Raw genomic sequence first — 23186 nt, forward strand, 5'->3', positions numbered from 1 at the left:
TCGTCACGCAAAACGGTTCCACAGTATCGCTCCCCATACCACCGCGGCCAACAAACAGGCAACGAATACTGCCGCCGAACCAATATCTTTAGCCCGACCAGATAACTCGTGGTAATCCATCCCAACCCGGTCCACTACGGCTTCAATAGCGCTATTGACCAGTTCAAACAGCACGATCAGCACGACAGAACCGATTAATAGCAACCGCTCAACCATGGAAACCGGTAGCCAGCAGGCAATCATTACCGCGACAAGCGTAAGCAATACTTCCTGGCGAAACGCCGCTTCATGCCGCCATGCCTGTTTCAACCCTTGCAGCGAATAACCCGTCGCTTTGATAATTCGGGTCATTCCGGTTGCTTTGTTCATGCGTACTCCGCCTTTAATTTGTGATTGGTCATGATTTTAACGCGCCCCCCTGGTTTCATCACCACAGATATCCTGTTTGGTTTCTGGTATCCTTGGCCCGAATTGCTAACAAGAGGCTTCTGGTTGTTATGTCAGGTTGGCGTATAATTTACTATAAACTACTGAATTTCCCGCTAAAATTACTGGTAAGAAGTAAGGTTATTCCACAGGACCCCGTTAATGAGCAACGACTGGATCCGACGCGGCCAATTTTCTATGTCCTGCCCTACAACTCCAAGGCAGATTTGCTGACTCTGCGCACCAAATGTCTGGAGCTAAGTCTGCCGGACCCATTGCAACCGCTACAGATCGATGGGAAAACCCTGCCGAGCCACGTGTTCGTCAACGATGGCCCACGCCTGTTTCGTTACTACGTACCCAAACAGCAGTCGATAAAATTGTTCCACGACTATCTGGATCTGCACCGTAACAATCCGGAACTCGACATACAGATGGTGCCGGTTTCGGTCATGTTCGGTCGTTCACCAGGCCGTGAGGGACAAAGTCAGGACACCCCACACCTGCGCCTGTTGAACGGCATCGAGAAATTCTTCGCCGTTTTATGGCTGGGGCGCGACAGTTTTGTGCGCTTCTCCGTCCCCGTATCGCTGCGTTATATGGCAACTGAGCACGGCACCGACAAGACTATCGCCCATAAGCTGGCGCGCGTAGCCCGTATGCACTTCTCACGTCTGCGGCTGGCAACTGTTGGTCCGCGTTTGCCGGTCCGTCAGGAATTGTTCAATAAGTTGTTGTCCTCCCATGCTATCGCCAAGGCGATTGATGATGAAGCACGGGTCAAGAAGATTTCCCATGACAAGGCCCAGCAAAATGCCATTACCCTGCTGGAAGAAATTGCCGCCGACTTCTCTTATGAAGCCGTCAGACTCTCTGACCGGGTGCTGAGCTGGACCTGGAACCGTCTGTATCAGGGCATCAACGTGCACAATGCCGAGCGGGTGCGCCAACTGGCGCAGGATGGGCATGAAATCGTCTATGTTCCCTGTCACCGCAGCCACATGGATTATCTGCTGCTCTCCTACGTGCTCTACCATCAAGGGCTGGTGCCACCGCATATCGCTGCCGGCATTAACCTTAACTTCTGGCCAGCAGGCCCGGTTTTCCGTCGTCTGGGCGCATTTTTCATCCGACGCACCTTCAAAGGAAACAAGCTCTACTCCACGCTGTTCCGCGAGTATCTGGGCGAGTTGTTTACCCGCGGCTATTCGGTGGAATACTTTGTCGAAGGTGGCCGCTCCCGCACGGGTCGTTTACTGGAACCCAAAACCGGCACGCTGTCGATGACCATCCAGGCAATGTTGCGCGGCGGTCCCCGACCTATCACATTGGTGCCGATTTACATCGGTTATGAGCATGTGATGGAAGTGGGAACCTACGCTAAAGAGTTGCGCGGTGCCACGAAAGAGAAAGAGGGCTTCCTGCAGATGATGCGGGGGCTGCGTAAATTACGCAATCTTGGTCAGGGGTACGTTAATGTCGGTGAACCGCTGTCGCTAACCACCTACCTCAACAACCATGTACCGCAATGGCGTGACGCTATCGACCCTATCGACCCGCAGCGCCCAGCCTGGCTGACACCCACCGTACAGGATATCGCCGACGACATCATGGTGCGTATCAATAACGCAGCAGCGGCCAACGCCATGAACCTGTGCTGTACCGCGTTGCTGGCCTCACGTCAGCGAGCGCTAACACGCGAGCAGATGGAAGAACAGCTGGAGTGTTATCTGCAACTACTACGTAACGTTCCTTACAGCAACGATATCACGGTACCGAACAAAACCGCTGCCGAGCTGTTGGATCATGCACTGAGCATGGACAAGTTCGAGGTAGAGAAAGACAACGTCGGCGATATTATTGTCCTGCCGCGAGAGCAGGCAGTACTGATGACGTACTACCGCAATAACATCCATCATATGCTGGTGCTGCCGTCGCTGGTTGCCAGTATTGTGATGTATTGCCGTCGCATCACCACTGCGGAACTGTTACGTCAAATCACACTGATTTACCCACTGCTGCAGGCTGAATTGTTCCTGCATTACGAAAAAGCTGAACTGGCTGACGTGCTGGACAAATTAGTTGCGGAACTGGCGCGTCAGCAACTCATTTTGAGCAAGGATGACGTGCTGGAGTTACACCCCGCACGTATCCGTACGCTGCAATTGCTGGCTGCGGGTGTCCGCGAAACACTACAGCGTTATGCTATTACTCTGGCATTGCTGAACGCCAACCCCACGATAAGCCGGGGAGCGCTGGAGAAAGAAAGCCGCAGCATGGCTCAACGCCTCTCAGTGTTGCATGGCATCAACGCGCCAGAATTTTTCGATAAAGCGGTGTTCTCTACGCTGGTCAACACGTTGCGTAACGAAGGGTATGTCGGTGACAGTGGTGAAGCGGTGTTGGAGCACGTCCAGGCGATGTATACCATTCTGGGCGAACTACTTACCCCGGAAGTGAAGCTGACGATTGAAAGCGCCAGTCTGGCACAAGAGAGCAGCGACAGCGGCAACGAACCCGTCGTTAGTCTGGTAGAAAAGGAAGATGCGGAATAACAACTCGCCCTGCGGAGATGCCGCAGGGCGAGTTGTTAGTTACAGACCAAACAGAATGCCGAAAAACAGCACCATGCCAACATAATTGTTATTGAGGAACGCCCGGAAACACTCTTCGCGCTCACGCCGGGCAATCAGTTTCTGCTGATAAGCGAACAACACCGCTGCCACCAGCACTGACCAGTAGAAAATCTGTCCCAACCCCATCATCCGACCCAGCGCCAGCATCGCCACCAGCGTCATCAGTTGTAGCAGGCCAATAATCAAGGTGTCATAACGACCAAACAAGATAGCAGTAGATTTTATCCCGACCTTGAGGTCGTCATCGCGGTCAACCATCGCGTATTCGGTGTCATAGGCCACAGTCCAGCAGATATAGGCAAAAAACATGAGCCAGCAGGTAGCAGGTAACGACTCGCTCACAGCGGCGTAAGCCATCGGGATAGACCAGCCAAACGCCGCACCCAGCACCAGTTGCGGCAGATGACTGACTCGCTTCATAAACGGGTATACCCAGGCCAATGCCAGTGCAGCAACCGATAGCCAGATAGTCAACGGGTTCATGGTCAGCACCAGGCCAAACGCCAGCAACACCAGTATGACAAACAGTACCTTGGCAGATTGTTCGCTCACTAATCCGGCAGGCAACGGGCGTGCCGCAGTACGTTTAACATGCCCGTCAAAATGGCGGTCGGCGTAATCATTAATCACACACCCTGCCGCACGCATCAGGAACACCCCGGCGACAAACACCAACAGCGTCCAGGGAGCCGGCGTTCCACGCCCTGCCAACCACAGCGCCCACAGTGTCGGCCATAACAGCAGTAGGGTGCCAATCGGCTTATTGATACGCATCAAACGGAAATACGCGCCCCAGCGTCCTGACGTTAACAATCGTTCCAACGCCTGATTCTCCTTCTGCACTCAGCCCTGATGGGCGTCGGGGAAATAAACGGGGGCATCCGGCAAAAATAGCTCGGTGATCAGCAACGGATTGCCCGACAAAAGCACACGTGAACGCCGCACCCACAATGATCCGCATCGACCAGTTTGAATGACATCGCGCGGCGGTGGCCCTTGTAAATACAAATAACGCCCCAGAGGCGTATTACCGACCTGCGTCAGGTCAATATCAGCCTCTTCCAGCGTCTGCTCCGGTATTACCGTGCGACCAAATAACCAGGGATTGCCGTCACCTAACAGCGTTACCTCACGTAGCCAATAGCGCTCACTCAGCGGCAACAACTCCGGCTCACCAGCCATATCCAGCGACGACACAAACTGCTCTTTGCCGACCTGCACGGTCAATCGCATACAATACCGTTCCAGACGGCGCGTCATCGAATCGCGGTAAACCAACCAATCCGCCACGGACGCAGGTAAATCTTCGGGCGCGCACCACTCAACCGAGTGCAGGCTAGCCAACGCCTCATCAGACATTTATCCCATTCCACCTGGTGTTTAATAAATAAAATACGCTGCTAATTGTAGCGCAGATGCTTATTCTAGCGAAGAATTGCACGCTGATAACCGGCTTCGAACCGTACGTTAACGATTTGCATGAATTTCAAACAACATACCCGCTCATCTCACATTTTGTTGCAAACCAGTGGGGCGTCACGCACATGATGTACGTTCGCACAGAACGTGCATTACCATTACAAGGGACATCCAGGTTGGCTTACGGCCATTAAAAAAAACTACCCGGCGTGGCCGGGTAGTTTTTTCGTGTGACAGGCACCACAGCGAGAATATCGCTGCAGTTACGTGGCAGATTACATCATACCGCCCATACCACCCATTCCGCCCATACCGCCGGCAGCACCTAAATCAGGCGCGTCGCCTTTCGGCAGTTCGGTGACCATACATTCGGTGGTAATCATCAGGCCAGCCACAGAAGCCGCGTACTGCAGAGCAGAACGGGTTACCTTGGTCGGGTCCAGAATACCCATGTCGATCATGTTGCCATACTGCTCAGTCGCAGCGTTGTAACCGTAGTTACCTTCACCGGCTTTCACGTTGTTAGCAACCACAGACGGCTCTTCACCCGCGTTAGATACGATCTGACGCAACGGTGCTTCCATAGAGCGCAGTGCAACACGGATACCTACGTTCTGATCTTCGTTGTCGCCAGTCAGTTTGCTGATAGACGCCGCTACGCGCACCAGCGCCACGCCACCACCGGCAACCACGCCTTCTTCAACGGCAGCACGGGTCGCGTGCAGCGCATCTTCAACGCGGGCTTTCTTCTCTTTCATTTCGACTTCAGTGGCTGCGCCAACTTTGATAACCGCAACACCGCCAGCCAGTTTAGCTACGCGCTCTTGCAGTTTTTCACGATCATAGTCGGAAGTCGCCTCTTCAATCTGCTGACGAATCTGAGTCACACGGCCCTGAATTGCCGCTTCGTCGCCCACGCCATCAATGATAGTGGTGGTGTCTTTGTTGATAACCACACGTTTGGCCTGACCCAGATCTTCCAGAGTGGCTTTTTCCAGCTCCAGACCGATTTCTTCAGAAATCACAGTACCAGAAGTCAGGGTAGCGATGTCCTGCAGCATAGCTTTACGACGATCACCGAAGCCCGGAGCTTTGACAGCAGCGACTTTCACGATACCGCGCATGGTGTTAACCACCAGCGTTGCCAGCGCTTCGCCTTCTACGTCTTCAGCGATGATCAGCAGCGGTTTGCCAGCTTTGGCAACAGCTTCCAGCACCGGCAGCATTTCGCGGATGTTGGAGATTTTCTTGTCAGCCAGCAGGATGAACGGACTTTCCAGTTCAACAGAACCGGTTTCCGGTTTGTTGATGAAGTACGGAGACAGGTAGCCGCGATCAAACTGCATACCTTCAACCACGTCCAGCTCGTCTTGCAGACCGGAGCCTTCTTCCACGGTGATCACGCCTTCTTTACCTACTTTTTCCATGGCTTCAGCGATAAGCTTGCCCACGGTTTCGTCGGAGTTGGCGGAGATGGTACCTACCTGAGCGATAGCTTTGGTATCGGCGCAAGGAACGGACAGTTTTTTCAGTTCTTCTACAGCAGCGATAACCGCTTTATCGATACCGCGTTTCAGATCCATCGGGTTCATGCCCGCAGCAACGGCTTTCAGACCTTCGTTAACAATAGCCTGAGCCAGTACTGTCGCGGTGGTGGTGCCGTCGCCTGCTGCATCGTTGGCTTTAGAGGCAACTTCTTTCACCATCTGAGCGCCCATATCCTCGAACTTGTCTTCCAGTTCGATTTCGCGCGCAACGGACACGCCGTCTTTGGTGATGGTCGGCGAGCCGAAGGATTTGAACAGCACTACGTTACGGCCTTTCGGACCCAGTGTCACTCTTACTGCATCAGCCAGCACATTAACGCCACGCAACATTTTTACCCGAGCGTCATTACCGAATTTGATGTCTTTAGCTGCCATTGGTAGTTTCCCTTAAATTCGTTTCGTTCAGATGATTACGTAAGATTAGGCTTCAACAATCGCCAGAATGTCGCTTTCAGACATGATCAACACCTCTTCGTTGTCGATCTTCTCCGTCTTCACGCCATAGCCATCATTGAAAATGACGATATCGCCTACTTTCACGTCCAGCGGTTTCACTTCACCGTTTTCCAGGATGCGACCATGGCCAACAGCCAGGACTTCACCACGGGTGGATTTACCCGCTGCAGAACCGGTCAGAACGATGCCGCCAGCAGATTTTGACTCAACTTCTTTGCGCTTGACGATTACGCGGTCATGCAATGGACGAATTTTCATTGATAGCTCTCCTTTGAGAAAGTCCATATCAGCTTAGGTTAAACACCGGGTGTACCCTCACATCCGGCCTTGTGGTGAACTAAGTGGGGACGTTTCACAGCGCTTCAAGGGAGGAAAAAAATTTTTTTTGCGTTAAGTGAAATTTTTCTGTGAAACCTTGTCTGCAAGCTCGCTGAACGCCGATTCACTCACGTCAAAAAACGAACTTAGCGATGCGAAGAATCATTGGGTGGGTTGCCGTCGCGGTGGTCATTAACGGGTTTATCCAGTTGATCCTGGTTATCCTTGCGTTGAAATTCGCCTTCAAACACATTGCCTTGTCCACCATGGTTACCCGGCCCTGAGCGGCCACGCCAGATTTGCAAATGCGGCATCAGCTTGAGCGTCAAATGCTTTTGTACCGGCGGCAACAACAGCAGTAATCCGAGGAAATCGGTGAAAAAACCCGGCACGACCAGCAGGAAACCAGCCAGTATCAACGAAACGCTTTTGACCAGTTCCGCAGCCGGGCTTTCCCCTGCCTGCAAGCGTTGTTGCATCAGCATGATGTTCTTCATTCCCTGGTTACGCACCATGGAGATCCCAACGCAGGATGTCATCACTACCAGTAGCAGAGTGACCGCAACACCCAACACGTCGGCCACCCGAATGAAAATGGAGACTTCGATGTAAACAAACAAAAAAATCAACAAAAGTGGTAACCAGCGCACCAAAAACTCCTGAGGTTAATTTTAACCCATTGATATAAAAAATTACTCAACACCGCGAGGCGGCATTACTTACCCCGCGCTATTATCACGATCAGGTATGAAGATACGACCAGTTGGTCTGGCATAGTACTTTATACTTGAACACGCCATTACCCATTACTGGCGAGCGCTACTCAGGAAATGGTAGTGCAAGGGCTTTTTTTCAACCATGGCGACGAGGTATCTGTTTATTTCTGCGCGACGGTCATGACTCTCATCACAGTTCATATGGCAAGAAGGAGATGACTGCCCATCTGTGATCAAGGCAACGGAATTCTGGCAAGGCAACAGAATATCATAGCAATAACAGCAAGCACGATGGTTGAACATTCTGCTGCTGTCCTCCACGGTAAGACGATACATCCTATAAATTCTAATCGACAGAAGTATAAGAGAAGGCTCTCATGTCAGATAACATTCGTATTGAAGAAGATCTGTTAGGTAACAGAGAAGTTCCGGCTGATGCGTACTACGGCGTCCATACCTTGCGTGCTATAGAAAACTTCTATATCAGCAACCAGAAAATCAGCGACATTCCGGAGTTCGTACGCGGCATGGTAATGGTTAAAAAAGCCGCTGCCATGGCCAACCGTGAACTTCAAACCATACCGCGCAAGATTGCCGACACCATCATCAAAGCCTGCGACGAAGTTCTGGTCAATGGTAAATGCCTGGACCAATTCCCGGTTGACGTGTTCCAGGGCGGTGCAGGCACATCCGTCAACATGAACACCAACGAAGTGTTGGCTAACATCGGTCTGGAACTGATGGGCCACAAAAAAGGGGAATATCAGTACCTGAACCCCAATGATCACGTCAACAAATGCCAGTCCACCAACGATGCTTACCCCACCGGTTTTCGTATTGCGGTATACACCTGCATTCTGAAACTGGTCGAAGCCGTGACGGTACTGAGCGAGGGCTTTCAGAATAAAGCCAAAGAATTCGATAACATCCTGAAGATGGGTCGCACCCAGTTGCAGGATGCCGTGCCGATGACGCTGGGCCAGGAGTTCCATGCTTTCAATGTGCTACTGAACGAAGAGAACAAGAACCTGCTGCGCACGGCGGAGCTGCTGCTGGAAGTAAACCTGGGCGCTACCGCTATCGGTACCCGTCTCAACACGCCGGACGGCTACCAGCAACTGGCGGTGCAAAAACTGGCGGAAGTAAGCAAGCTGCCATGCGTACCGGCGGAAGACTTGATCGAAGCGACCTCCGATTGCGGCGCCTACGTCATGGTACACAGCGCGCTGAAACGTCTGGCAGTCAAACTGTCCAAGATCTGTAACGACCTGCGCCTGCTCTCCTCCGGCCCGCGCGCTGGCCTGAATGAAATCAACCTGCCAGAACTGCAGGCCGGTTCCTCAATCATGCCCGCCAAGGTCAACCCGGTCGTGCCGGAAGTGGTCAATCAGGTGTGCTTTAAGGTGATTGGCAACGACACCTGCGTCACGATGGCAGCCGAAGCCGGTCAGTTGCAGTTGAACGTGATGGAACCCGTCATTGGCCAGGCCATGTTTGAATCTACCCACATTCTGACCAACGCCTGCTACAACCTGCTGGAGAAATGCGTCGAAGGCATCACCGCCAATAAAGACGTCTGCGAATCCTACGTATTCAACTCCATCGGTATCGTCACCTACCTGAACCCGTTCATCGGCCACCACAATGGCGACATCGTCGGCAAAATTTGCGCCGAAACCGGTAAGAGCGTGCGTGAAGTGGTGCTGGAACGCGGTCTGCTGACCGAAGCCGAGCTGGATGACATCTTCTCGGTGCAAAACCTGATGCACCCGGCTTACAAGGCCAAACGCTACACCGAAGATCAAGACGCGTCCTAATTCCGCACCGTCTTCTCTGTAAGGCACGTCAGTCCGTTAGGGCTGCGTGCCTTTGTTCTATCCACTCTTTTTTCCGCGCCGCAAAAGGCCAACCTTTAGCCATAACTATAAGAAAAAGATATGGAAAGACGTTTTGCAATGTCACGGGCAACAAAATCAGAAGGAACAACAACATGCTTATTCTGGAACTATTTATCGTACTCCTCGCTATTTATCTGGGCGCCAGGCTCGGCGGTATCGGTATCGGGTTTGCCGGTGGACTCGGCGTACTGGTGCTGACGCTAGGGTTTCACATCAAACCGGGTGCTATTCCATTCGATGTGATTGAAATTATCATGGCGGTGATAGCCGCTATCGCCGCGATGCAGATAGCGGGCGGCATGGATTATCTGGTCAGTCTGGCGGAAAAGCTGCTGCGTCGTAAACCACGTTATGTCACCTTTCTCGCCCCATTGGTGACCTATTTCATGACGCTGCTGGCGGGCACCGGACATACTGCCTTTTCCACCTTGCCGGTTATCGCCGAAGTGGCAAAGGAACAAGGCATCCGCCCGTCTCGTCCGCTGTCTATCGCAGTAGTCGCCTCGCAAATCGCCATCACGGCATCGCCTATTTCGGCTGCGGTGGTTTTCGTCGCCGGCATACTCGAACCGAAAGGCGTGAGCTATCTGGCACTGCTCGGCATCTGCATTCCCAGTACGCTGATCGCTATCCTGCTGACAGCCATGCTCACCAATTTCCTTGGCAAGGAATTGAAAGATGATGAGGTCTATCAGGAACGTCTGCGCAAAGGTGAAGTCTCGCTGCGCAGTCATAGTCAGTCGGTACTGAAACCCGGCGCCAAACGTTCGGTCGGGCTATTCCTGATCGGTATTATCGCCGTTGTGCTGTACGCCACTGCAATCAGCGATAACGTCGGGCTGATTCATAACCCGGTATTGCCGCGTAATGAAGCGATTGTGGTGTTTATGCTGACTATCGCCACGCTTATCTGCATCACCTGCCGCGTCGATACCGCACAGATCCTCAGCGCCAGTACCTTCAAGTCTGGCATGAGCGCCTGCGTGTGCGTGATGGGCGTAGCCTGGCTGGGCGATACCTTCGTCAAAGCACACATTGCCGATATTCAGAGCACGGCGGGCACATTGTTGCAAAACCATCCGTGGATGCTGGCAGTGGTGCTGTTCTTCGCTGCAACGCTGCTCTACTCTCAGGCAGCCACCGCCAAGGCGCTAATGCCTGCGGCGTTGATGTTGGGCGTCAGCCCGGTGACGGCAATCGCCTCATTTGCTGCGGTATCGGCGCTGTTTGTTCTACCCACTTACCCCACGCTGCTGGCAGCAGTAGAAATGGATGACACAGGCTCAACGCGCATCGGCAAATACGTCTTCAACCACGCGTTTTTGATCCCCGGCGTGGTGGCAATTTCGTTGTCGGTCATCCTTGGCTTTATCGTCGGTCACATGGTGTTGTAACCCCCTACCACATCGCCACGCTTTTCCGGATCGGTGCTCTAACGCCGATCCGGCCTTACGATTGCCACCCTGCCACGGTATAGTGTGTCTACCGTTAGCGTTATCGAGGTTACGATGTCAGACTCCAGCGACAATCCGTTATCCAACAACGCGGTGGTGATACTGTGCACCGCGCCCGATGAAAACTGCGCCAAACAGCTGGCCCAATCTGCGCTGAACGCACGTCTGGCTGCTTGCGTCACCTTATTGCCAGGCGCCACTTCTCTGTATCACTGGGAAGGCAAACTGGAACAGCAGACAGAAATTCAACTGCTGCTGAAAAGTGACAGAGCACACCAGTCCGCCCTGCTGACTCATCTGAAACAACAACATCCTTACCAGACACCAGAACTGCTGGTGCTGCCGGTCGAGGGTGGCGACAGTGATTATCTCTCATGGCTCAACGCATCCTTACGCTGACGGTTCTGTGCCTCAGCCTGCTTTTCAGTACGCAAGCCCCGGCGCAAAACCCGTTCGGGCGCAGCGCCCAGTCTCAGTTTCTGACGGTCGACCAAGCCTTCTCGTTGGATTTTCAACAGCATGGCGATCAACTGACCGTCAGCTGGCAGATTCACCCTGGCTACTACCTGTATCGCCAGCAAATCAAGCTGGATAGCACGCTTATCGCGCCACCGGGTGTGACGCTGCCACCGGGCGAATCACACCGTGACGAATTCTTTGGTGATGTTTCTATTTACCGCCAGTCGCTGACACTCAACGTCCCTCTGCGTAATGTGCCGTCCGGTGCTACGTTGAGCATCACTTATCAGGGCTGTGCCGACGCAGGGTTCTGCTACCCGCCGGAAACCCGTTCGATACCGCTGAGTGCAACAAACGCCAGTTCGATAAATGCCAGTACGACAAACACCGACACGTCTGCAACGCCAGCCGCCATCGTGCCGCAGCCAGACGCCACGCATACGCCGACGCTGCCGTTTTCGCCGTTGTGGGCGTTGTTGATTGGTATCGGCGTGGCGTTCACGCCTTGCGTATTGCCGATGTATCCGCTGATCTCCGGGCTGATTCTTGGTCACCAGCAACGCTTATCCGCAGGTCGCACGCTGCTGCTAACGCTGGTGTATGTGCAGGGAATGGCGTTGACCTACACCGTGCTCGGCCTGATTGTTGCGGCGGCAGGGCTGCGTTTTCAGGCGGCATTGCAGCATCCTTATGTGCTGATTGGGCTATCAATGATGTTTGTGGCACTGTCGTTGTCGATGTTCGGCGTCTATAACCTGCAACTACCGTCATCGCTGCAAACCCGCCTGACGCTGTGGAGCAATCGCCAGCAAAGCGGCTCTGTTGCCGGGGTCTTCGCCATGGGCGCACTGGCTGGGCTGATTTGCTCGCCCTGCACCACCGCGCCGCTCAGCGCGCTGCTGTTGTACATCGCTCAGAGCGGTAACCTGCTGGCCGGCGGCGGCTCGCTGTATTTGTATGCGCTCGGTATGGGGCTGCCATTGATGGTCATTACCCTGTTCGGCAACCGGTTGTTACCCAAGCGCGGCCCCTGGATGAGTCACGTCAAAGAGGGGTTTGGGTTTGTGATTCTGGCGCTACCGGTATTTCTGCTGGGAAGAGTGCTGGGCGATACCTGGGAGTGGCGCATGTGGGCACTGCTCGGCGTGGCGTTTTTCGGCTGGGCGTTTGCCCTCAGCCTGCGCAGTCATGCCGGCGGCATGAGAGTCATACAAATTCTGCTGTTTTTGGGCGCGCTGCTGGCGGCAAGGCCATTGCAGGACTGGTTATTCGCACCGGTACAGGCGCAGTCAACCAACACCAGCCAACTGCGCTTTACACCAACCAATACGCTGGACGAACTGACCACGGCGCTGAGCCGCAGCGGCAACCGTATCACCATGCTCGATCTCTACGCCGACTGGTGCGTAGCCTGCAAAGAGTTCGAAAAATACACCTTCCGTGACACGACAGTGCAGCAATCGCTGTCTTCCATGCAACGATTGCAGGCGAATGTCACCGCCAACGCAGAGGCTCAGCGGACGCTGCTGCAACATCTGCATGTGCTGGGGTTGCCGACTATTCTGTTTTTCGACGCCAATGGTCGGGAAATTCCGGGTTCGCGCGTTACCGGCTTCATGGACGCCGCCGCTTTTGCCGCACATTTGCAGACACTCGCGCGCTAGCGCGATTCAACTTGAAAGATGCCGGAGATAAACCACACTGGTTAGTGATGGCACAGAGCAGGAGAAGCATGATGCAACGGGAAGAAGTCTTGGAGCAAGCGCTGGCCTTGCTGGAACAGCGTGGATTCGCCGGCACGACGCTAGAGATACTGGCCGATCAGTTGGGCATTTCTCCTGCCGAGCTACAGCCCTTCTGGCCCGACCGTGAAGCCTTGTTGTACGACAGCCTGCGCTACCATAGCCAGCAGGTGAATATCTGGCGCCAGCAGGTATTCGTAGATGAACAACTCAGGCCCGAACAGAAGCTGCTGGTACGCTATCAACGGCTACAGGACGCCGTCAGCCAGTATCGTTTTCCCGGTTGCCTGTTCATCGCTGCCTGTAGTGCGTTTCCAGACCCGCTCCACCCAATTCACCAGATTGCCGAACAACAAAAACAGGCGTCATATCAGTACACCAAAGCGTTGCTGGAACAACTGGAAACCGACGATACAGACATGGTGGCATTACAGCTGGAACTGATTCTGGAAGGCTGCCTGAGTAAGTTGCTGGTAAAACGCCAGTTGTCCGACGTGACGGTAGCAAAGCGGCTGGCAGAAGACGTACTGCGCGTCGCCATGTGCCGTAAACACGGCGCGCTGGCGTAATGTCTTCACTACGCCCTCATTGATAATTCCATCGGCGATGCGCTGCTTATTTGCGCAAAAAATGCATAAACGCTGAAAAAGCAGTCAAACCATCAAAAAGTGGGTGAATTCACGTTGACGAGGCAGCCTGAATCCGGTTTAATGCGCCCCGTTGCCCGGATAGCTCAGTCGGTAGAGCAGGGGATTGAAAATCCCCGTGTCCTTGGTTCGATTCCGAGTCCGGGCACCACCTTTCCTTTTTTATGCTTCCTTATCAATCCCTATATTGTTGTGATTCAATAAGTTGGTGTAAAAACTTTTCCGATGCGTTTTGATTTATCCCTTCGTATCGGGGAATTTGTGGGTCAGATTGCGGGTCATTCAGTTCGATGAACGGGAGTGACCCTCATATGTTAACTGACAGCAAAGTCCGATCCGCGAAACCTCTCGCAAAATCTTATAAGCTCGCTGACTCGCAAGGCCTGTACCTCACGGTATCGACCAACGGCGCTAAGCTATGGTATTTCCGCTATCGCTTCGGCGGTAAAGAAAACCGTCTGGCTTTTGGCCCCTACCCTCAAACCACGCTGGCGGAAGCCCGCGAAAAGCGCGATGCAGCACGTAAGCTACTGGCATCCGGCACCAGCCCTTCTCAGCTTCGCAAAGCGAACAACCCCGCCGTTGAGGAATCCCACACCTTCCAGTATATCGCTCAGGCGTGGCACACCAGCAGCCTCAAGCTCTGGTCAGACGCGCACGCCGATAAAATCCTCATCTGCCTGAAACGCTACGTTTTCCCCGCGATTGGCGCAATGGATATCGCTCAGGTTGAAACTCGCCATCTGGCGCAGTTGGTTAAGGAAATTGACGATAAAGGGGTGCATGACGTCGCCGGACGGGTGCGCCAGCATCTGACCAAAATCATGCGCCACGGTGTACAACAGGGCGTCATCAAATATAATCCGGCTTACGATTTGGACGGCGTCGTAACCCCGATAGCGACCCAACATCACCCCGCCCTGCCGCTAAAACACCTGCCTGAACTGCTGGCGAAGATTGACATCTACAAAGGCCGGATGCTCACCCGTCTGGCGCTGGAGCTGAACCTGCATGTGTTTCTGCGCTCCAGTGAACTGCGCTTTGCCCGCTGGGATGAATTCAACCTCAAAGCGCATATCTGGAGCGTGCCCGCTCAGCGTGAAGCGGTAAACGGCGTGAGATTTTCAGAGCGTGGCACAAAAATGAAGGATGAACATCTGGTGCCGCTGTCACGGCAGGCGGTCGCCCTGCTGAAACAGATTCAGACGATTTCCGGCGAGTCGGTCTTTGTTTTTCCGGGCGCACATACACTGCACAAGCCGATGAGTGAGAACACCATCAACAAGGCACTGCGCGTAATTGGTTACGACACCAAAACCGAAATCTGTGGGCATGGTTTCAGAACCATGGCCTGTAGCGCGCTGAACGAGTCCGGGCGCTGGTCAAAAGACGCCATTGAGTGCAGATGAGCCACAAAGAGCGCAACGGCGTACGGGCGGCTTATGTGCATAAAGCGGAGCATCTGGAAGCCAGAATCGAAATGATGCAATGGTGGTCAGATTATCTGGACGTAAACCGCGAAGGCTACGTCGCACCGTATATTTATGCACGGAGTTATACGGCTGGCTAACGCGCTGCGCTTGTTGGCTCCTGACGGGCTTTCTATGTGATAGAAAACCCGTCAGGAGCGTTGTCGTAAAATCATCCGGGCATTCTGCCAAACGTTTCTTACACGTTAGGATCTGCGACATCAACTGCCCGAATCACCGTTAACCTTTGGGTTCGATGCCTCGGGTCTGGAGTTCTTTGCGCAGAATACGCTTTATCCATGTAGCCAATGTCTTGTCGCCATCCTTGTGAGCTTGTTTTTCCAATTGCGCCCGAAACTCGTGGGACAGTCGAATCTGATACTGGTCTGTTTTTGACTTTTCACTTGACATTGTAATTACAAATTCCATAGCATGGTCTTGTTGTAATTACACCGCAATTACACGGTATTTTGCAACGATAAAGAGCGAAGCCCGGCAGTGCTAGGAACACTCACCGGGCTTCTGACCACAACATTAAGGAGACTAATGCTATGGCTGACACCGATAGTAACACGGGCTCGTCTTACCAATCACTGCCGGATTGCGAGAGCCTGTATTCCGCCATGAATGCCGCGCTGGCTCGTCTGGATTTTTCAAACATGGACGATGACGAACTCTCGCAGGTGGCAGAGTATTGCGCCGAAACCAGCGCCGGGCTGTGTCATTGCCTGAATTTCATTGGCGATGCGCTGATTACCTTTGCCGATAATGACGTGTGCGAATCCACGCCGGAAAGTTTATGCCAGTTGGGGCATGGGCTAAATGCCATCAGCCTACTCATCCCGGCGCTTAACGATATGCACAGACGCGCACACGCACCGAGCCGCCCGATAAGCCTCTGAACCCGAGCCTGATTAAAGCTCTGCCGTGAGTGACTCACGGTCAGGGCTTTTTTGCTTTCATAACTGAATAACAATAATTCTTCCCATCCGATATTGAGTTGTTTGCAGGCATCCTCCCTTTTTCCCGATAGCGTTCCCTATCGGCTGATTTCAGCAGGGAGAAGACATGCCAGCACGTTTTATTTTCGCAACGCTGACAGCGCTCAACAGGCCATCCAGGCACGACGCAGGACGCGACGGATTTAGGCGGTTGAATGCCTGCGCCTCGCGGGCATTCAACCGTGGCGTGAGGCGAGTCAATGCCCTTTCGCAGAAAGGGCTCATTTGCGTCGCCCGAACCCACCGGCGAGCGTTTCCCCCAAGGGAAACCGAGCTGGCCGGGGGGAGCCGAATAAATTTTGCCGCCCCAGCGAGCAAAAAGACGCGCCCACGCGTCGGTTTATTTGGGGGGCGACAGCCCCGCACACCGTCGCCGCTAAGTCTCCGGCCACCAGCCGGTAGCGAGGCGCGACTACCCACTCTGAAGGCGTTTTCCCATTTTTTCGCTGACCGGCACGGGCAAAAGAAAAAGTGGGCGAAAAACGGCGTCTCAAAGGGGGTAGTCGCGCGTAGCGCGCGACGGTGTGCCGCCGTTGACGTTGGGGGTTTTGGCGTGGCGTCCAGCCGCGACATTACCCCCATGTGCCAGGCAATAAGGGCGTCCAGCCCGCATGAACTGGCACACGCCGTTCCGTGCCGGGAAATGTATTTTCCGGCACATGGCTGCGAAGCGGCCTCCCCATTCGCCTCACGCTGTCGGCGCATCGCATGGACACATGCCATTCACGGAAATCTGAGCCGATGTCATGAGGCGATAAAACCGAAAGAGCGAACAACCCGGTAACACGCGAAGGAGGAACCATGCTGATTTCCGATTACCGTAAACGCCGGATGCGTAGTCACGAAAAAATGCGACTTCTGCTCACCTTTCTGAAAGAAGAAACCTACAGTGATTTTAAAACGCTAATGCTGCTTTTTGATTATAAAAATCACAAGCCGCTTTATCTGCTGCTGGCGAAAGCTATTAGCATGGGGTTGGTCCAAAAGCATGAAATAAACACCAGAATGGTGAAAATCTCTCTGTGGGGCATCACCAATGACGGATTATCCGTTGTCGTCACACCCCATGAGGATGGCTTTCCTGCACGGTTTGAGCCCTCGAAAGTCACTGGCTGGACGCTGATGCAGCGCCTTGATCGTCAGCTAGCACGGCTCCTTCTTGAGAAGAAAGGCGCTTATGGGTGGCTCAGCGGCGCTGATTCAACCTTCCGCAGCCGCTATGAGGTATATCATCGCCCGGCCGGGGTGATAACGTTACCAGACGGAACCGTCATCGCCATTGAGACTGAACGCCATTTGAAAACCAAGGCCCGTTATCAGGCAATTATCACCCAACATTTGATAACTCGAACTCAAAAACTTTGGATGTACGTCTTCTATATCGTGCCCGATCCGCAGATAAAGCGAGCTATTGAACGGATGTTCAATAGCGTGAAATACGCCATCGTCAGTCATCAGCGCATCCCGCTGGAAGCGAAGCACCGCAATGTTTTTCGGGTTTATACGGTTGGGGAGTTGAAGGGGTTGGATTTGAATCTTGGCTAATTGCTGAACAATCATGTGAAGTATATACTCAAAGTATACACAAGAGAGGAGCACTATCATGAAACACCGCGTCAGCGTTACCGTGGACAAAGACAATTATCAGGTTCTGAGTGCCGCCGGAGTCAATATTTCTGGACTGGTGAACGATGCAATTGGCAAAGAAGCCCGCCGCATTAAGGCAGAAGAGTGGAAAAAGGAAAACCGCGAAGGAATGGAAGAAGTCACCCGATTTATCGCACAGCATGGCTCATTTGCAGATGAAAACAGGAACTGGTGATCATGCAATTCATTGTTTATCAATACAAACGTGCCAGCCACTACAAAATGTTTGTTGATGTGCAGAGTGATATTGTCGAGACACCTAAGCGGCGCATGGTCATACCTCTTATCGAATCGCATCACCTGTCTGAGAAAGTGAATAAAACGCTGTTCCCTCTGATCCGCATCGACAGCGAAGACTATCGGCTGATGACGACGGAGCTATCGAGCGTTCCCGCTGAGGTCATTGGTGAGGCTATCGCGGACCTTGGCGACTACGCCGATGAGATTAAGGATGCGATTAATCTTATGTTTTGGGGGATTTGAGAGAAGTTCAGCGTGTTCGCATTGAATCTTACGTTTAGCGCGCCCCCGACCGAACATTACTAGCATTTCATAAATGCTAGTAAATTTAATAAGTTATCTATTAGCTAACACCATTACCCCGCGCTTTTGATGGACGCCGCCTTATTGAGATATTTACTCATGGATATGTGAATAAAAACCAACTTTCTATTCAATCCGGTGCGTGACGCCATTCCACTTCCAGCCAGCCCCTCAGCCAGCTATATGATAAACAGTATGATTTTAACACTTCTCGGGAGTATTCAACTACATTGATTAAATATCATTTAAATACAATGACTTAAAATTATTTTTTACCTAAAAGACGCACCGGATTGAATATCCGCTGACCGGTATTACACGACCTAACTCCTGCCCTCAGCATAATAAAACTGGACAGGATCCTGACTAATGCCAACGTTAAATTGGATCGGCAAAGAAGCCGTTATTAAGCATCACAAAGATGTTCCCTTTCGTTTGCTTGAGCATGATGCTGATTTATCTCATGGACAAGACGATAGTGGGAATATTATTGTTCAAGGCGATAATTTACACGCACTGAAAGCATTATTACCGCGTTATGCAGGTCAAGTTAAATGTATTTATATCGACCCTCCTTATAATACTGGAAATGAAGGTTGGGTATACAACGATAACGTCAATAGCCCTGAAATTAGAAAATGGTTAGGGGAGGTTGTCGGTAAAGAAGGTGAAACTTTAGATCGTCATGACCGCTGGCTATGCATGATGTATCCTAGATTAGTATTGTTAAAACAATTTCTTCGTAATGATGGTGTTATTTTTGTATCTATTGACGATAACGAAATTTCATCATTACGACTATTAATGGATGAAATATTTGGAACGGAAAACATCGTCGGCACGATAGCATGGAAAAATGCCACAGACAATAATCCAACTAGAATTGTTCCTGAGCATGAATATATAGTTTGTTTTGCACGAAAAAAATCACAGTTGGATAGAATCTGGAAATCATCCACTATAGCAAGTAAAGAAAAAATGCTTGAGATAGAAAAAATAATTTTATCCAAAACAATAGACCAAGAAAACAGAGATATTAACTTCAAGAATTGGTTAAAGGATAATAAACCATACATATGGCCATTTCAAGACTATAAGTTTATAGATGAACATGGAATATATACAGGAATTCGTGGTGTTCACAACCCAGGGAAAGAAGGTTATCGCTACGATGTTATTCACCCAGTGACTAAAAAACCGTGTAAAGAGCCTTTAATGGGATATCGTTTCCCACAAGAAACAATGCATAGGCTTATTGAAGAGGAACGCATTATTTTTGGTAAAGATGAAACCAAAATTATTGAGCTAAAGGTTTATCTTAAAGATTATCAGGCAAAGTTATCTAGTGTTTATGAGCTTGATGGTAGGACAGGAACAAATGAAATTAAAGACATTTTCCCTGAGAGCAAACGTCATTTTGACTATCCTAAAACAACTCAGATAATAAAAGATCTTATATCTTTCTCAACCAGTAAAAATGACATTATTTTAGATAGTTTTGCTGGTTCAGGAACTACGGCTCACGCAGTATTACAACAAAATTCCGAAGATGGTGGGAATCGTAAATTTATTCTCGTAGAAATGGATGAAAATATCTCAAAAAATGTAACATCAGAAAGAGTAAGGCGTATCTGTACGGGATATAAAAATGCTAAAGGAAAATATACTGCCCCGTTAGATGGTGGTTTCAAATATTTTCGTCTTTCCAAAGACCCATTATTTCTACCGGATGGCCCTATTCGCCACGATGTGACATTCAACCAACTTCGTCAATTCGTTTGGTTTATGGAAACCGGATCAGGCTTAACGGTATCACCTTTAACCAAGGAACAGCCAGCCACACCATTCCTCGGTGTACATCAGGAAAAAGCCGTGTTTCTTCTGTACAACGGCATATTGAAAGATCGCTCAGATATTGGCGGTAATGTTCTTAATAATCGTTCCCTGAAGTTTCTTGATGAAATCATCCCACCACATTTTTCCGGTACGCGAGTCGTATATGGCGCTCGCTCCAGGTTTGATAAGAAGAAACTCAATCAGTTAGGCATTACCTTCCATCAACTTCCTTATGAACTGGCGGTGAAAACATGGCTCTGAACAGTCTGAAATCATATCAGGAACAACTTCTTGATGATTTCTCTTCGTACCTTTCCCGCTGTAGAGAATTGCAAGATCCAGCAGAGGCTTTCCGCGAATCAACACTCAAAGGTTTCGGCCGAGCACTGCCTTATTACCCCTTACCTGGCGCAGAAGAGATACCTTATATTTGTTTACGGGTTCCAACCGGTGGCGGGAAAACCCGTATCGCCGGTCAGTCGATAAAACGCGTTAACGACTATTTTCTTGGTATAGAGCACGCCCTAATCTTATGGCTGGTTCCATCAGATCCCATTCGTGAACAAACACTTCACTCACTGAAAACGCCGGGGGAACTACTATACCAAGATATGCGTGATCTGTTCGGTTCAGTACATGTGTTGGATATTCAAGAAGCTTTATATATACAACCAGCCACGTTAAATACCGGAAACACAATTATCGTCGCCACAATGCAGAGTTTTAAGCGAGATACTGACGATGGTTTGAGAGTCTATCGTCAAAACGGCAGCCTAATGCCGCATTTCTCTGGTACTTCGTCAGAACAAAAAGGGGAACATTCTCTCATGGATGTCATCCGGCTACGCCACCCTTTTGTTATTGTTGATGAAGCTCATAATCAGGGAACCCCCTTGGCTGTCGACACGCTTGTCCGCTTTAACCCCGCGTGCATACTTGAGTTGACCGCAACCCCTGACCGTGCAAATCAACCATCCAATGTCCTCAGGAGTGTCTCCGCTGCAACCTTGCAAGCGGAAGATATGCTGAAGTTACCTTTGGAGCTCACGGTTCATCCAGAATGGCAGCGGTCTATGGCAGAAGCTATTAGCCGACTACGGCAGTTGGAAGAAGAGGCTGCTCAGGAATTCCAGCAAACCGGTGAAGTAATCAAACCTGTTGTGATGTTGATACAAGCCGAGCGCCAAGCAAAAGAGCAAGAGACATTTACGCCGGAGCGCGTTAAACAGCATCTGATTAATGATTTCAACATACCTGCTGATACCATCGCTGTAGCGACAGGAGCTCAAGATGAATTATCGGGTAAAAAACCGGGGGCTCCTGACTATCCTCAGTTCATAATTACTGTCGATAAATTACGTGAAGGATGGGATTGCCCTTTTGCGTATGTGCTATTCTCTTTCCGCAATACTACTTCCGCTACGGCGGTAGAACAAATCCTCGGCCGAATATTACGTATGCCGCATGTTAAAAGAAAATTACATGAGGCACTTAATCGTTGTTATGCCTACGTCGTATCATCAGAATTTGCGACAACAGTTCAGGGATTGCGTGATGGATTAGTTCAAAGTGGTTTTGAACGACTCGAAACACAAAGTTTGATTCAAACCCACGGAGAACCGCCATCAACAGGAGATCTCTTCGCGCCCCAAGGCGATTTGGTTATTCCTTTACCCGAATCCGATAATAGTCTCGTCCTTCCAGATGAAAGCGCTCTGGAAACCTTACCGAAATCACTTCGTGACAAGCTAGAGATCTCACCAGAGAGCGGTACTCTGACATTAAAAGGTGGCGCTAATAATAAACAGATCCAACAATTGGCCGACACATTCAAGCATCCAGAAATTGCTAAAGACGTTCTCAACCGGCTTGAAATGGCGTCATCCAGACAAAATGCGTCACTACAAAAGGAAATAACACCCGCAGATCGGGGACATACTGCGCATATACCTTTACTCACATACCGGCAATCTGGGTTCTTTGATGTGTTTGATGAAACTCCACTTTTAGATGCTGACTGGGAAATAGAGGATTTTGACCCAGTGCTTTCTGATAGCGAATTCACCCATGATGTAGAAACCATGTATCGCGCTGCATTAAATATTTCTCAACTAGAGAAAATCGAATGTAGTGTTTATGAACGATTAGATAATCAACTGGCATTATTTGGTAAAGAACATGGCTGGGAAGCTACTGATCTGATCTATTGGCTGGACCGCAATCTACCTTTCCCTTATTCCGAACGGGACAAAAAGGTCGCATGGATCAATGTAGTGGTTGATTATTTGTTGGAAAAAAGAGAGTTCTCTCTGGACGAATTGGCCTACCGAAAGTTTCGTTTGCGCGGTGCGTTGGAACGAAAAATGGCAGCAGGGCTAGTGCTCGCCAAGCAACGCATCTTCAACGACTTGTTTGATGACGAATCACAATTCGCAGTGCTAGACGAACATGCCGTGTCGTTGGAACCTGGGCGATATGCTTACGATTTTCGTTATGCAGGGTTTATTCAGCTCAAACGTCATTTCTATCCCGTTATCGGTAATCTGAAAGATGTTGGAGAAGAATTTGAATGTGCCGAATTTATTGCCAACAGGCTCGAGGGTATCGATTGGTGGTTACGTAATGTGGAGAAAAAACCGACCTCTTTCTGGTTGCAAACGGCCTCAGACCGATTCTATCCTGACTTTTTGATACAAATGAGCAATGGCCCACTCGTTGCTGTTGAGTATAAAGGATCGCATATCAGTGATACCCGAGATAGCCGAGAAAAGAAACGAATCGGAGAACTGTGGGCCAGACGCAGTGAGGGTCTATGCCTCTTTGTCTGGGTTGAAAATAAAGACTGGTCAATAATTCGTGAGGCTGTATCTCATGTAATCTCCTGATACAGAAATCTGGTAAACCTGCCGTCAAAGAGGCAGGTTTACCACACTGATTATCCAGCCTATTCCTCACAGGCCCATGCAGCTACA

Annotated in this window: 19 protein-coding genes, 1 tRNA gene and 1 pseudogene; 14 read left to right on the plus strand and 7 right to left on the minus strand. The window is 51.0% G+C overall.

Annotated elements, in window-relative coordinates:
- Nucleotides 1-3: 3 nt before the first annotated feature.
- On the minus strand, nt 4-369 hold the full coding sequence (locus Dpoa569_RS16830) for a diacylglycerol kinase (RefSeq protein ID WP_146411586.1): 366 nt from the start codon (nt 367-369) through the stop codon (nt 4-6).
- Between the two features lie 128 nt (nt 370-497).
- On the opposite strand from Dpoa569_RS16830, the gene plsB reads away from it, so the two are divergent.
- The gene (gene plsB / locus Dpoa569_RS16835; protein ID WP_042868422.1) at nt 498-2981 is read left to right on the plus strand and encodes a glycerol-3-phosphate 1-O-acyltransferase PlsB; all 2484 of its coding nucleotides are present in this window, start codon (nt 498-500) and stop codon (nt 2979-2981) included.
- A 39-nt stretch (nt 2982-3020) separates the two neighbouring features.
- Here the strand turns inward: plsB and ubiA are convergent, their stop codons facing one another.
- The 5 genes from ubiA to Dpoa569_RS16860 all read right to left on the minus strand — a co-directional run bounded on the left by ubiA (nt 3021) and on the right by Dpoa569_RS16860 (nt 7452).
- A complete protein-coding gene (gene ubiA / locus Dpoa569_RS16840) occupies nt 3021-3836 on the minus strand; it encodes a 4-hydroxybenzoate octaprenyltransferase (protein ID WP_050569526.1) in 816 nt (271 codons plus the stop codon).
- A 69-nt stretch (nt 3837-3905) separates the two neighbouring features.
- Complete coding sequence (ubiC, locus tag Dpoa569_RS16845) at nt 3906-4421, minus strand: chorismate lyase (protein WP_042868420.1); 516 nt, start codon at nt 4419-4421, stop codon at nt 3906-3908.
- Nucleotides 4422-4756: 335 nt separating this feature from the next.
- On the minus strand, nt 4757-6403 hold the full coding sequence (gene groL / locus Dpoa569_RS16850) for a chaperonin GroEL (RefSeq protein ID WP_042868418.1): 1647 nt from the start codon (nt 6401-6403) through the stop codon (nt 4757-4759).
- A 45-nt stretch (nt 6404-6448) separates the two neighbouring features.
- Complete coding sequence (locus tag Dpoa569_RS16855) at nt 6449-6742, minus strand: co-chaperone GroES (RefSeq protein WP_013316258.1); 294 nt, start codon at nt 6740-6742, stop codon at nt 6449-6451.
- Nucleotides 6743-6948: 206 nt separating this feature from the next.
- Nucleotides 6949-7452, minus strand: coding sequence for an FxsA family protein (locus tag Dpoa569_RS16860; protein ID WP_042868416.1), 504 nt, complete (start codon nt 7450-7452; stop codon nt 6949-6951).
- Between the two features lie 443 nt (nt 7453-7895).
- On the opposite strand from Dpoa569_RS16860, the gene aspA reads away from it, so the two are divergent.
- From aspA to Dpoa569_RS16895, 7 genes and pseudogenes are all read left to right on the plus strand, one after another.
- Entirely contained in the window at nt 7896-9335 is a 1440-nt protein-coding gene (gene aspA / locus Dpoa569_RS16865) for an aspartate ammonia-lyase (RefSeq protein ID WP_042868415.1), read from the plus strand.
- A 173-nt stretch (nt 9336-9508) separates the two neighbouring features.
- On the plus strand, nt 9509-10810 hold the full coding sequence (locus tag Dpoa569_RS16870) for an anaerobic C4-dicarboxylate transporter (protein ID WP_042868412.1): 1302 nt from the start codon (nt 9509-9511) through the stop codon (nt 10808-10810).
- Nucleotides 10811-10924: 114 nt separating this feature from the next.
- Nucleotides 10925-11269: a divalent cation tolerance protein CutA gene (gene cutA, locus Dpoa569_RS16875; protein WP_042868409.1), complete on the plus strand. Its 345-nt coding sequence runs from the start codon at nt 10925-10927 to the stop codon at nt 11267-11269.
- Nucleotides 11245-12993 (plus strand): protein-disulfide reductase DsbD, encoded by a 1749-nt coding sequence (locus Dpoa569_RS16880; RefSeq protein WP_042868406.1) that lies wholly within the window; start codon nt 11245-11247, stop codon nt 12991-12993. The genes cutA and Dpoa569_RS16880 overlap by 25 nt, the downstream gene beginning before the upstream one ends.
- A gap of 71 nt (nt 12994-13064) precedes the next feature.
- A complete protein-coding gene (gene dicD / locus Dpoa569_RS16885; protein ID WP_042868404.1) occupies nt 13065-13640 on the plus strand; it encodes a division control transcriptional repressor DicD in 576 nt (191 codons plus the stop codon).
- 153 nt (nt 13641-13793) lie between these two features.
- Nucleotides 13794-13869: transfer RNA gene (locus Dpoa569_RS16890), tRNA-Phe, on the plus strand.
- Nucleotides 13870-14029: 160 nt separating this feature from the next.
- A pseudogene (locus Dpoa569_RS16895) lies at nt 14030-15288 on the plus strand (tyrosine-type recombinase/integrase).
- 139 nt (nt 15289-15427) lie between these two features.
- Here Dpoa569_RS16895 and Dpoa569_RS16900 read toward each other — a convergent pair.
- Complete coding sequence (locus Dpoa569_RS16900; RefSeq protein ID WP_128569670.1) at nt 15428-15616, minus strand: hypothetical protein; 189 nt, start codon at nt 15614-15616, stop codon at nt 15428-15430.
- 122 nt (nt 15617-15738) lie between these two features.
- On the opposite strand from Dpoa569_RS16900, the gene Dpoa569_RS16905 reads away from it, so the two are divergent.
- The 6 genes from Dpoa569_RS16905 to Dpoa569_RS16930 all read left to right on the plus strand — a co-directional run bounded on the left by Dpoa569_RS16905 (nt 15739) and on the right by Dpoa569_RS16930 (nt 23099).
- Nucleotides 15739-16089: a hypothetical protein gene (locus tag Dpoa569_RS16905; protein ID WP_042868401.1), complete on the plus strand. Its 351-nt coding sequence runs from the start codon at nt 15739-15741 to the stop codon at nt 16087-16089.
- Nucleotides 16090-16989: 900 nt separating this feature from the next.
- Entirely contained in the window at nt 16990-17733 is a 744-nt protein-coding gene (gene mobC, locus Dpoa569_RS16910) for a MobC family replication-relaxation protein (protein WP_042868399.1), read from the plus strand.
- A 58-nt stretch (nt 17734-17791) separates the two neighbouring features.
- On the plus strand, nt 17792-18010 hold the full coding sequence (gene ccdA, locus Dpoa569_RS16915; RefSeq protein WP_038903500.1) for a type II toxin-antitoxin system antitoxin CcdA: 219 nt from the start codon (nt 17792-17794) through the stop codon (nt 18008-18010).
- A 2-nt stretch (nt 18011-18012) separates the two neighbouring features.
- The gene (ccdB, locus tag Dpoa569_RS16920; protein WP_042868396.1) at nt 18013-18318 is read left to right on the plus strand and encodes a type II toxin-antitoxin system toxin CcdB; all 306 of its coding nucleotides are present in this window, start codon (nt 18013-18015) and stop codon (nt 18316-18318) included.
- A gap of 429 nt (nt 18319-18747) precedes the next feature.
- Entirely contained in the window at nt 18748-20475 is a 1728-nt protein-coding gene (locus Dpoa569_RS16925; RefSeq protein WP_042868394.1) for a site-specific DNA-methyltransferase, read from the plus strand.
- Nucleotides 20466-23099, plus strand: coding sequence for a DEAD/DEAH box helicase (locus Dpoa569_RS16930; protein ID WP_042868392.1), 2634 nt, complete (start codon nt 20466-20468; stop codon nt 23097-23099). Before Dpoa569_RS16925 ends, Dpoa569_RS16930 begins: the two co-directional genes overlap by 10 nt.
- Nucleotides 23100-23186: the final 87 nt, after the last annotated feature.

Origin of the sequence: Dickeya poaceiphila, from assembly GCF_007858975.2 — a bacterium.
Lineage (GTDB): Bacteria > Pseudomonadota > Gammaproteobacteria > Enterobacterales > Enterobacteriaceae > Dickeya > Dickeya poaceiphila.